The sequence below is a fragment of the uncultured Muriicola sp. genome (assembly GCF_947258935.1).
GTDB lineage: Bacteria > Bacteroidota > Bacteroidia > Flavobacteriales > Flavobacteriaceae > Muriicola.
In genome coordinates this window covers 1-11957 of the sequence record NZ_CAMYKH010000064.1, presented here as the reverse complement: position 1 = coordinate 11957, position 11957 = coordinate 1, and the positions used below count along the sequence as shown (strand labels likewise).

General features: G+C 41.5%; 7 protein-coding genes, 1 tRNA gene and 1 pseudogene. 2 read left to right on the top strand and 7 right to left on the bottom strand.

All coding sequences use genetic code 11. The annotated features are described in order from the left end of the window. Both Q0X72_RS10675 and Q0X72_RS10670 read left to right on the top strand, forming a co-directional pair. Nucleotides 1–474 (top strand): annotated as a pseudogene (locus Q0X72_RS10675) (DUF58 domain-containing protein); the annotation flags it as partial. A gap of 79 nt (nucleotides 475–553) precedes the next feature. Continuing rightward, a tRNA-Asp gene (locus Q0X72_RS10670) sits at nucleotides 554–627 on the top strand. Nucleotides 628–875: 248 nt separating this feature from the next. Here Q0X72_RS10670 and Q0X72_RS10665 read toward each other — a convergent pair. From Q0X72_RS10665 to Q0X72_RS10640, 7 genes are all read right to left on the bottom strand, one after another. Next, a complete protein-coding gene (locus Q0X72_RS10665; RefSeq protein WP_297765069.1) occupies nucleotides 876–1379 on the bottom strand; it encodes a hypothetical protein in 504 nt (167 codons plus the stop codon). Between the two features lie 471 nt (nucleotides 1380–1850). After that, the gene (locus Q0X72_RS10660) at nucleotides 1851–5099 is read right to left on the bottom strand and encodes a choice-of-anchor D domain-containing protein (RefSeq protein WP_297765067.1); all 3249 of its coding nucleotides are present in this window, start codon (nucleotides 5097–5099) and stop codon (nucleotides 1851–1853) included. A 164-nt stretch (nucleotides 5100–5263) separates the two neighbouring features. Further along, nucleotides 5264–6181, bottom strand: a complete 918-nt coding sequence (locus Q0X72_RS10655; protein ID WP_297765065.1) for an alpha/beta hydrolase — start codon at nucleotides 6179–6181, stop codon at nucleotides 5264–5266. A 136-nt stretch (nucleotides 6182–6317) separates the two neighbouring features. Further along, nucleotides 6318–9356: a DNA polymerase III subunit alpha gene (locus tag Q0X72_RS10650; RefSeq protein ID WP_297765063.1), complete on the bottom strand. Its 3039-nt coding sequence runs from the start codon at nucleotides 9354–9356 to the stop codon at nucleotides 6318–6320. 367 nt (nucleotides 9357–9723) lie between these two features. Continuing rightward, nucleotides 9724–10938, bottom strand: coding sequence for a DNA polymerase IV (locus Q0X72_RS10645; protein ID WP_297765061.1), 1215 nt, complete (start codon nucleotides 10936–10938; stop codon nucleotides 9724–9726). A gap of 265 nt (nucleotides 10939–11203) precedes the next feature. After that, on the bottom strand, nucleotides 11204–11374 hold the full coding sequence (locus Q0X72_RS13965; protein ID WP_367180450.1) for a DUF6747 family protein: 171 nt from the start codon (nucleotides 11372–11374) through the stop codon (nucleotides 11204–11206). 232 nt (nucleotides 11375–11606) lie between these two features. Beyond that, on the bottom strand, nucleotides 11607–11957 hold a 351-nt coding region (locus Q0X72_RS10640; protein ID WP_297765058.1), incomplete at its 5' end, for a TonB-dependent receptor.

The window sequence follows — 11957 nt, the reverse complement described above, 5'->3', positions numbered from 1 at the left end:
ATGATCATGAATCAATTAAAAGAGGCTGTAATTTCAAAACCAAAAAACAAACAAACTGATACCTATACTTATTTACATCAAATCGCTGAAAAAATTCACAGACGCTCTCTAATATTCTTGTTTACTGATATGTTTCAGACCACAACAGATCAGACAAAACTATTTGAGGCACTTAGACATTTAAAATATAATAAACACGAAGTCATACTATTTCATGTTTTTGATAGTACTAAAGAACGCTCTTTTGATTTTGATAAGCACCCAAAACGGTTTATTGATGTAGAAACGGGTGAGGCCATAAATTTATATTCAGAAAATGTTAAGGAAAGTTATGAAAAGGCTGTTGTTGAATATTTTAATGAGATAAAATTAAAATGTCTTCAATATAAAATCAAATATGTTGAGGCGGATATCAATAAAGACTTCAATAATATTCTTACCACTTTTTTGATTGAGCGACAAAAATTTGTGTAATCTGAGCAAAGTAAAAAAAGCACAAAAACATTTGTGATATAAAAAATGGAGTGTATATTTGCAACCGCTATAAAGCAACGGTTTGGTAGTTCAGCTGGTTAGAATACCTGCCTGTCACGCAGGGGGTCGCGGGTTCGAGTCCCGTCCAGACCGCAAGATGTTGAAAGCTCCAAGAAGTTGGAGCTTTTTTTAAGCATTAAAAATAGTTGTGTTGTCCCAGAAAATGGGAAGGTTTAAGTAGTTAAACCAATGGAAAGCTTTCCTTTTTTCTGTATAGTAAATTGAGAGGCTTTTTTGTTTTAGGGGAGTTTTTAGTTTATTTCATAAAAACAACCCCACTAAAATTAATTAGCAGGGTTTGTGTTATTATAAAAGTCCTTTAAAAAACATAAACAAGGATTTTAAACTCTTATAAACTCAAAATTTAAATCGGTTATTTCGAAATTGTCATTATTGTCAAAATCATATTCCCCGCATTCAGAAGAGCAACCCAAATTAAAGGTAGTAGCGGTAAGTTGAACAAACTGGGACTGAAAAAAAGACCCTTCATCAGAAGGACTACCATCCCATACAATGACTAAAGCCTCATCACCTTCATAGTTCCCCCAGAACATTTCTCCACTTACCGTGTATGCCGCACGATCAACCGGATTAATAGTAAAGGTGCATCTGCCAGAACTTTGGACGGTTAGGGATAAAGATCCCCCTTGCTGTACAATATCCACATTATTGGGACTTTCGACACTGTAAAAAACCCCTTTAGTAGCTTCCCAACTGCCTGTTAATTCACTAATCTCAAAAGGACCCCCGTCTTTGGCAAGTATTATTTCTGGTTCATCTTCACTGCACGACACGGCTACAAATAGTACCGTGAGTAACATTACATACTTTGCTAGTTTTTTCATAATTGGTTGGTTTTAGATAAATTAATAATATGAGTATTAAATATTAGTCAATGCAATGCAATGGGGATTCATTTTGTTTTAAAACCTTATACATCGCGAGGTTGTAACAAATTAATTTATAATAGTTTATTGGGAAGATCTCAGTAAGTTTCGGAAAATAAAATAGGACCAAATATGAAGTTGGTTTCATGACGGTTGGTTTAGGTTACCTATTAAAAAACCGTCATACTTTGTAGGACATACAAGCGGCAATAAAAACTCTTGTATTGGGGTGAATACTTAAATATAGACTAAATAAGCATAGCTATTACATATATCTCATATTATAAGACCGCAAGGCTTACTCGCATTAATTAATAGAAAGATATACTACTATAAACTCACTTATCTGCTCTTGCAGATCAATGATATCTATATCACTACAATGTTCCCTGTGACACTCCTAATTTTCCTATGAATAACCATGTATCACTAATAAACGGTAAATGTAAAGGGAAAGGTTTGGTTAGGATTCCATCCCTCAGATAGATAAGCAGAGGTGGAAAAGCGGTACCAACTTCCTCCGTCCCAACCATCTATTTCAAAGCGCATATTTACAAATCTGTTAAATGAAGTTGTAATAGTGCCTTCAACGGAGGTAAAATCAGCAAAACTCAGCCAATAACGAACATCATGATATGCTAAATGAGGTGTTCCTCCGGTAATTATACCGTCAGTGACGGTAAATGTTCCCGTACTACCGCCAATTTCAAAAATTACAGAGCCACTTATTGGATTATTATTAACATTATGGGCACTTACGTATATTCTTACTGACTGAAAATGTACAGCAACTGTGGGCCCCTGAATTTCGTTTCCAGAAGCATCTATTATATAGGGGTATGCACCATTGCCAATAATTTCTCCAGGTATACTTTCATCATAATAAGTACCTAATGTCCATGTAGCAGTTGCCTCACCGTTACTATCTGTAATACTGGAAGCACTTATGCTACTATCAAGGCCAGTAGTTCTCCAAAACACTTCCTGGCCCACTACTGCATTTCCGTAAGAATCGGTAACCTCTACTACTAATGGAGTAACTTCATTTGGCCTTCGTATTTGTAATATTGGGGATATAGGGCGCATAAGATCACTAGCTTGCGTAGCTATGCCCGTCACATTAAATGATTTAGTAGGTAGTTCACGCCCCGCGTCAGATTCTATATAATAAATTAAAGAAAAGATATTAGGATAATTGCCAGCGGTTGTTGGTGTAAATTCTATTGTAATGGTCTTTTCAGTTCCTTTGGGGATACTAAGTAAACTAATCTCGGCGTTGTTGTAGGTGATTTTGTAGGCTGGTGTGGGATATATAGTTGACGGATTTATATTATCAATTATAATGTCTTCTGTTGCAGAGATATTGCTAATGGTAAGTGTTAAAGGAGCGGGAGAGGAACCTACGTCTACGCTACCAAATTCTAAAAGATCAGAAGAAAGTTCTATAAAATCGTCTAAAACCCCCCTGCCGGTGATAGGGATAATATATGGAATATCATCCGTTTCGCTAAATTTTATTTCTAATTGGTCTTGAAAAGACCCATCTATATCCGGGACAAATTGTACGCTAAAGGCACTAGAAGAAGAATTGGCAGGGATAACCAAATCTCCTGTAAAATTAGTGCCAAATATTGTAGTGTTGGGAGCTATCAAAAAGCCAACAGAACTAATAGATACTTCCGAGTCCAGATCATTGCTTATTATTGTTAAGTTTATCGTTGGTGTTTCTCCTATAACCACATCACCAAAATCTAATTCTGCTTCCACTATACTCGGAGCAACAAACCCATTTCCGGATAATGGGATGTTTAAAGGTACCACTCCTCCCGCGTCAAAAGATATGAGCAGCACATTGTCAAAGTCTCTATCCTCATCAGGGGTAAATTTTACAAGTACATCGCTAGATTGGCCTGCCCCGATAACTCCCCCTGTAAATCCAGAAGGTTCAATGACATATGCGGTCTCTGCAGGGTTTTGAAAAGAGATATTGGAGATAATGACATCGATATTATTCTCATTATTAAGTTGAAAGGCAACTATAGAATCCTCGTTGAGTCTTACATTTCCAAAGTCAATTTCACTTGCATAAACCAGGGGTATCACCCCAATTCCTGTTACTCCAATGCTGTTATTTTCCTGATCGGCATCATTCTCTACTTCAATAATTTCATTAAAACTTGTGGTATCATCAGGTGAAAATAGCACTTGGGTGGTGACACTTTGTCCCGCTTCAATAGTGCCACTACTCCATTCTCCGGACGCAATACTAACGCCTGCAGGCAATGTAATACCACTTACCACTATTTCTTTTTCAATATTATTAAGAAGTTCAAGTGGTTTTGGCTCTGATGTTGCCCCCAATAGCACTTCTCCAAAGTTTAAACTCCCCGTAAGGAAGAGGCCTTCATAAAAGGAAATATCTTCCTCATTTTTTACAAATTGTAAATTGATGGCAGCCGGATAGGAAAGCCAATCTCTTATTAAATTAACCGTTGAATTAATAGTTAGTGCTTTACTATAGAGTCCCAGAAATTTATAAAAAGCGCCCATTGGCGAATTGCCCACAAGATTTGGAAGACAATTTTGAAATACATTATTAATTTTATCAAATGTTGAACGGGCATATAAAATCGTTTGAAATATAAGCTCCCCGGTTGTAATTTCATTATTGGACCATTTCTCAAGTTTTAACTGATAAGAGGTTTCATTATAGAACAATAAACCAAGGTCCCCACCACAGCCCAATGCAGAAGATAACGTGCTTGAATAAAGAGAGACTATTTTTAGGAACAGTTTTCCGGAGTTTGCAATACCCGCCTCAGTATTCTCAGCTTTATCGTTAAAAAGCAGCCCATTTGAGGCACTAAGGACCCAGTTACCATTATCTGGGATATCCAAGTTGCCACTGTCATTTTTATCTAGCAGGATGGAATTGTTTGCGTTGTTTAGGTTGGTAAAAGAATATAACGAAACTCCATACGAAGCCTCGCTTGTAGTGTTTTGGACGGTTGCCATATTGGTATTTACATCAAAAAATAAAGGGTCTTTGGTAAAATCTATTTTGTCTGTGGTTTTACCGGTTTGCAGATCAAGAAGATCAATGATAGGCTGGGAATCTACTTCTGCCAGGTTGCCAAGGTTGATATTTTCTTCAACCACAGAAACAAAAGCTATAAATTCTGGCAGTACTTCTATCTGGGCTACAAATGCCTCTCTTTCTACTGAAGAAAAATCTATCATCGAAAAATGCATTAACACCAACGCCAGGGCGGTATTGTGGCTATTTAAAACCAGGGAGAGGTTCCTGGTTGGATTGATGTAGCTCATCAATACAATGTTGTCATCGCTGTTTGTTGCAAAAATTAATTCGAGTCCGTCTCCTTCTAAAACTTCAACCTTCGCCTGGTTATCTGTTATTAGGACGTCTTCATTAAGAAGGGAAAAAATAGCCAAATCATCTATAGTAAAAGTAGTATTTGCAGGGAGTTCTACGGCAACATCTATCCTGATAACACCTGAGACAGGCTCATAAGGATCGTTCGTTTCACCGGAACCGGGAGGGGGATTTCCAATATCAGTAGCGGAATCGGCTGGAAGGTCTTTTACGGTAGTTTCTTCACTTTTATTACATGACACTAGAAACAATAATGACAGTACTAAAAACAGGGTTGGTTTCATGACGGTTGGTTTTGGTTTACTTCTAAAAAACCGTCATACTTTGCAGGACATACAAGCGGCAATAAAAACTCTTGTATTGGGGTGAATACTTAAATATAGACTAAATAAGCATAGCTATTACAATTACCAGTACAAATATTATAAGGACTCGAGGCTTACTAGTATTAATTAATGGAAAGATATACTGCTATAAACTCACTTATCTGCTCCTGCAGATCTAGTATATCTGCTTCACCCCAATCATCTCCATGCCCTCCTTCATAAATAGTATAACTATGCTCTATTTCAAAAGAAGTCAAAGCCGCATCCAGGGCATTACCATTGGCAAGGGGTACCAGCGGATCCAGGTTACCGTAGAACATGGCCACCGGACTACTTGCCTGGCCCACATTGAACACCGGACTCGTAGCTTCGGCGTAGTTGGTACCATCAGGGTATTTGCTTTCATCTACAAACAGGGAGAGTGCCAAACTAAAATTGGGATCTTCTGAGAAGAAGGGATCGGTAAAGTCAGCCGGGCCCACAATATCTACCACAAATTTTACCCGGTCCTCAGTGTCATAGACAAAGTCGTACATCAGGGAAAGATGTGCCCCAGCACTGGTGCCTATCATCCCAAATTGAGGCAGGATCTGCAAGGTTTCTTTCTCTGCTATTAGTTTTTCAATGACCTCATCAATATCCAGAAACTGGTTGGGGAAAGCCGGGGTTACACCCGGCGTTATAGTAGCCAGGATATAGTTCATATTTACAATGGCATGTTGTGGATGCCGTTCTTTGATTAGTTCTATAAAGGGTGTCATTGAGGATTTATCCCCTTCTATCCAGCCCCCTCCATGTACCAATAATAAGACCTTGGTTTTAGAGGAAGTTCTGTCTGCGGGTAGGTAGATATCATATTTCTGTTGCGGATGATCTCCGTAGGCTACGTCCATCATGGAAGTTGCTTCCAGGGGTAGTATTTCTTCTTCTATAGGTTGATCGATGATAGATGTGCCTACCTCTTCAAAAGAGGAGGAACAAGATAGCAGTAACACTCCTAACAATACGATTGAACTATTTCGGATTCTTTTTAGTTTCATATTGAGATCGTTTCTCTTTAATACACGCAGATGGAGGTTAACCCCATACCTTCAAAGATATCTAATTGTTTTCTACGAAATGTAGCTTCTGGTTTAGTTTCCTTTTTTGTCCGATGTATGGTTCACTGTAGGTGCCTTATGTCACCTCTTCGTCTCTCACATTCCTTTTGGTTTCGGCCTTTGCATAAGGGTCCTTTTTGTTAGCCGTCTTCATATCCGCATAGCGGGGATCCTGGATATAATCTTGTTTTTGCATCTTAATGACCTCAATACTTAAAAATCCAAATTCACTCACCACCTTTCCATAAAACCTGTAGATGCCCCTTCCCCTGAAAAAATACTGGGCAGCTACCGGAGGAAACAATACCGTATCAAAGACTTCTCCATGCTGGTCTACAAGGGTGGCAAAGTTCATACGTTTCCCATTGTGGGTCTTGGTATTCTTTACAGTGACCAAATACCCGTATAGATCTATATACCGATTGAGGTAGTCCGGAAGATCACTGCTTCCATGGGTATTCTTAAGAGGTTCTTTTAACAAACAGAAGGGGCTGCACAGGCAGAAGCCCAATAGTTCTAATTGGGTAAAGGCCATTTCCAGATCGGTGGTATGCAGCCGCGGGATCTCAAAATCCTGATGGGCCGGTGGAAACAATTTTGGGTGGTCTATGGCATTTCCCTTGGAAAGAAATAAATGTGCCTCCCATAAAAGTTCGTGTTTATTGATCTCTGTAAACCGGAAGGCATTGATACGGATCAAAATACTGAGCTGTTCAATAGAGATCAATACCCTATCCAAAAAATCTTCCAGGGAAGTAAACACTCCATGGGCCTGCCGCTCTTTTAATATCCGGTCCATAACACGCCCCTCTAGTTCCTTCAGATACATAAACCCCAGGTAGATCTCCTTCTCATAGATACAATTCACGGCCATGCTTTTATTAATACAGGGAGCATGAACGGTAGCACCCAGCATACGGGCCTCGTGCACATAGAATTCCGAGCGGTAGAACCCACCTCCGTTATTGAGCACCGCCACCAGATACTCCAGCGGATAGTAGGCCCTTAGAAAAAGGCTTTGATAACTCTCCACCGCATAGGAGGCAGAGTGTCCCTTGGCAAAGGCATAGCCGGCAAAACTGGCCACCTGGTGCCAGATCTCATCGATCAGTGAATCTTTATACCCTTTCTTACGGCAATTATCCACGAATTTGTCTTTTACCTTCTGAAACTCTTCGCGCGACCGGTACTTGCCGCTCATTCCCCTGCGAAGTACATCGGCTTCTCCCAGGGTAAGTCCGGCAAAATAATGGGCTACTTTAATGACATCTTCCTGGTAGACCATCACCCCATAGGTTTCCGGCATAATGTCTAACATTACCGGGTGCCCCTTCTCTTCTGCCCTCCCCGGGTTCCGGTGCCGCAGGATGTACTCGCGCATCATTCCACTCTGGGCCACCCCCGGCCGTATGATGGAACTGGCAGCCACCAATCCCAGATAGGTATCTACCTCCAGCTTTTTTAACAACATCCGCATGGCGGGCGATTCCACATAAAAACACCCCATACACTGGGCAGATTTGATCATATTATTGATATGGGGATCCTCCTTGAATTTTTTGATGTCATGGATGTCGATGGTGGCGTATTCTCCCGGTTGATTCAGAGCCAGGATCTGAATGGCTTCCTTGATCTTGGCCAGACCCCGTTGCCCCAGAATATCAAATTTGTACAACCCTACATCCTCAGCGATCACCATATCGAACTGGGTGGTGGGAAAGCCCTTTGGGGGCATGTGGGTGGCCGAAAAATAGTGTAGCGGTCGTTCGCTGATGAGAATTCCCCCGGCATGGATGCTGAGGTAGTTGGGCATGTCCTTTATAAGATTTCCGTACTTCAAGACCAAAAGCGACACCTCATCTAATTCTGAAGGCTTGTAATGCCCATCGCATAAAAAATCGATCTCTGCCTTGGGAAGTCCAAACACTTTGCCCAGTTCCCGGATCACCCCCCTCGACTTAAAAGTGACATAGGTCCCCAAAAGGGAGACATGCTGAAAGCGGTCAAAGATATATTGGGTAATTTCCCCCCTGTCCTTCCAGGAGAAATCAATGTCGAAGTCGGGCGGATTGGTCCGGTACAGATTAATAAACCGCTCAAAATACAGATCGAGTTCAATGGGATCCACATCCGTGATCCGGAGCAAATAGGCCACAATGCTATTGGCCCCACTCCCCCGGCCCACATAGTAAAAATTGCGTTTTCTTGCTTCGGAGACAATGTCCCAGTTGATCAGGAAATAGGAGACAAATTCCTTTTCCTTGATGAGCTGTAATTCTTTTGTAAGTCGTTCACGAATACGCTTATCCACCTCCGGGTATCGGTAGGGTAAGCCTTTGTGGCACAATTCCTCCAACAGTTTTTCATCGGCCTCTTTGTTATCCAGGTAGGTGCTCAGGTTTTGCGGTTTCCGGTTCTTGGAAAAATCGAAGTGGATGCTGCATGTCTGCATAAGTCGCTCCGTATTTTGCAGGATAAAGGGGTATTCCGAAAAGACTTGTGCCAGATTCCGCACAGGGAACATCCGTTCCTCGAAGGAGGCCTCCTCTTCTTTGGGAAGCTTGCTTAACAGCAGATTGTTATCGATGGCCCGTAAGAGTCGGTGTGCATTAAAATCGCGTTTATTCCTGAAGGTAACTGGTTGCAACAGTACCAGTTTGTCCTTGTATTCTATGAGCCTGGAAAAGGGCAGTCGCCTCAGGTCTGTGACAGAGATACCTATATACTCATGGTCTAAAAAATGATGCTGGTCATTGAGGAGTACTTTTTCGAAAGGGTAGATAACATAGGCATGTTGAAAGACGGGTGCCCGTTTTGGAATTTTTTTTTCCTGGTGGAGGTGTTCTGACAAGAACTCATTGAGCTCCCGGTATCCTTCATTATTCCTGGCTATCCCTACAAAACATGCTGTAGCGCCGTTGCGAAAATCGATCCCCAAAATAGGGTGTATGCCATAGTCTGCAGCCCTTCGAACAAAATTGAGACAGGCAGAGGTATTGTTGATATCGGTAAGGGCCAGGCGGGTTACCTCATTCTCTCTGGCCAGCTCCAAAAGGGCCAGTTCGGAAAAGGTTCCGAAACGAAGACTGTAGTAAGTATGACAGTTTAAATACATTTTTTTTATTTATTTCTCTCTTCATTTCTTTTGCTTGCCCAAAAGAAACGAAGCAAAGAAAAAGGCACTTTATCGTAGGCGATTTTAATGCAAGCATTAAAACCAGAGCCAAGCTCCTAAATCGCTTCCAGGGCTTCAGCGATTTTTCACGGAGCTTAACTCTTTCGCTGACGATAAATATTGAAAAACCTTATCTGCAGAATAGGACCGAGAAACCGACAATGGTACTCGTCCCGCCAAAGGCGGGATGGCGAGGTTTCGAGGTCGGTTTTATCTGCAATAGGCAGATAAAAATTCCTCAGATAAGGCGTCCTTTCTTTTCTCCCTTTTCTTTGGACGAGCAAAGAAAAGGGAAGTAATAAACCAGCTACTGTTTCCGGTGAGCCAGTACAATGGGCGGTTGCCCATTAAACGGATTCACCATTCTCCCAATGGTTTTGGCCCCCATCCCTGAGGCGCGAAGCACAGTTTTGTCTCCAAAACGCTCCCGAAGATTGTCCATGGCCGCATACAAATTGAGAGCCTCCTCTGTATCTTCAAATAAATTTATCTGGTAGTTCCCTGGTACCAGATGGCTAAACCGAATTCCTATGAGGCGTACCAGCATCCGTTTATTATAGAGGGTGTTAAAGAGCTCCAGGATCCTGGGGATCAGGATATGGTCTGCACTGGTATAGGGAATACGGACTTGTTTGGAATAGGTATTAAAATCTGAATAGCGCACTTTTACCGCAATACAGGCGGTTAGTTTTTCCCCCCGCCGCAGCTGGTAGGCCAGGTTCTCTGTCATGGCTATTAAAATGCCCCTGAGTTTAATTACATCTATGGTATCCTTGTCAAAGGTGCGTTCTGTAGAGATCGATTTACGGTCCGAAAAGGGGATCACGGGGGTGTTATCTACCCCATTGGCGCGTTTCCAGATGACCCTCCCATTGGCCCCCAGCACCCGTTGCATAATATCCATGGGCATTTCCTGTATGGTCCTTACCTGCCGCAGCCCGAGGTTTCTAAGTGTTTGGTAGGTCTTGTCCCCTACCATGGGAATCTTTTTGATGGATAGTGGGGCCAGAAAGCGTTTTTCGTACCCAAAATCTACCTTTAACTGATTATTGGGTTTAGCCTCGTTCGTAGCCACTTTAGAGACTACCTTGTTTACAGAAAGGCCAAAGGAAATGGGGAGTCCGGTTTCCCTGCTAATGGTGCTCCGGAGTTCGGACGCATACTGATAGCAGCCAAAAAAACGGTCCATCCCGGTAAGGTCTGCGTAGAATTCGTCGATACTCGATTTTTCAAAGAGGGGTACTTTCTCTTTAATGATCTCGGTGACCAGATCGGAATGCTTGCTATAGGTGCCCGCATTGCCCCGGATCACCACTGCTTCGGGACAAAGTTCCCGCGCCATTTTCATAGGCATGCCAGAATGCACCCCAAATCCGCGGGTCTCATAACTGCAGGCAGCCACTACCCCACGGTCGCTGGTGCCCCCAACCAATAGGGGTTTGTTCTTGAGTTCGCTATTGATAAGGCGTTCTACGGATACAAAAAAAGTATCGAGGTCCAGATGTAAAATGGTCTTTTGCATACTATCCAAAAAGGATAGCTAATATATGGAATATTTCCATGTATTTGGATTTTTTCCATATATAGTTTTTATCTAAAAAAAAGAAAAGGCTACACAAAAGTTGTGTAGCCTATATAGGGTAGATTGGCTATTAAGCTTAGAGCACCTGAAAGGCCTCGACTATGAGGAATACCATGAAGGAGATGAACAAACATCCCACCAAAATAAACGCATCAATAATGTCGAACTTTCTTCGCATAGCTTTTAGAACAATACCGATAATCTATTAATCAAAGGCAAATCCGGTGATTATTCTATAAATCAAAGCGTAGAGTACAACACCACACAATATAAAACTAAACCATGCAAAGATTCTAAAGAATCTCCTAACAACAAAGTTCTCCAATTGCTTAAATGCCTCTAAGTAAATCTCCTTAAAAAGTAATAATGTTTTCATACCTGTTCATTTTATAGGTTAAATTCATACATATATCTCCAAAGCTAAGGTGCTGTTATATAGTAACTTTGATTTTTGGCTTAGGAGAAAGTAAAAAAGGATGAATAACACTGAACAAGACCAATATCCTACAGAAGCTACCGTTTATCGAGTGATTGATTTTATCCTGTATCCGATATATAACAGCACATGATCGATGAACTGCATTGTAGGAAGAGTAAAGAACTCCTACTTAAAACCGGTAATTAAGCGTAAGAACAGCGCCGCGGGGTAGTACGGGAACCACCACAAAACTTGCATCTGGATTATCCTGAATAAAATCGGCGGTAGTCCCATTGGCGCTTGCGCCAAAACTATTGGCTCCAAAGAAATTAGCAAGGCCCGCCGAATTAAATATATTGGTTACCAGAAGTTGGAGTGTTACTTGCTGGCTTACAGCATAGCCGGTTCCTAAATTAAAGATGCTATAGGCAGGTAATTGAAAGGCATTGGCCACATTACCCTCTCGTTCTCCCATAAACTGCCATTTTAAAAAGGCTGTAAAGTTCCCGCTCTGATATTCTCCCCCCAGGTTAAACATCAG

Excerpts from the sequence above, each read along its gene's own strand:
- Q0X72_RS10665 (WP_297765069.1), bottom strand. The coding sequence starts at position 1,379 with ATGAAAAAACTAGCAAAGTATGTAATGTTACTCACGGTACTATTTGTA.
- Q0X72_RS10660 (WP_297765067.1), bottom strand. The coding sequence starts at position 5,099 with ATGAAACCAACCCTGTTTTTAGTACTGTCATTATTGTTTCTAGTGTCA.
- Q0X72_RS10655 (WP_297765065.1), bottom strand. The coding sequence starts at position 6,181 with ATGAAACTAAAAAGAATCCGAAATAGTTCAATCGTATTGTTAGGAGTG.
- Q0X72_RS10650 (WP_297765063.1), bottom strand. The coding sequence starts at position 9,356 with ATGTATTTAAACTGTCATACTTACTACAGTCTTCGTTTCGGAACCTTT.
- Q0X72_RS10645 (WP_297765061.1), bottom strand. The coding sequence starts at position 10,938 with ATGCAAAAGACCATTTTACATCTGGACCTCGATACTTTTTTTGTATCC.
- Q0X72_RS13965 (WP_367180450.1), bottom strand. The coding sequence starts at position 11,374 with ATGAAAACATTATTACTTTTTAAGGAGATTTACTTAGAGGCATTTAAG.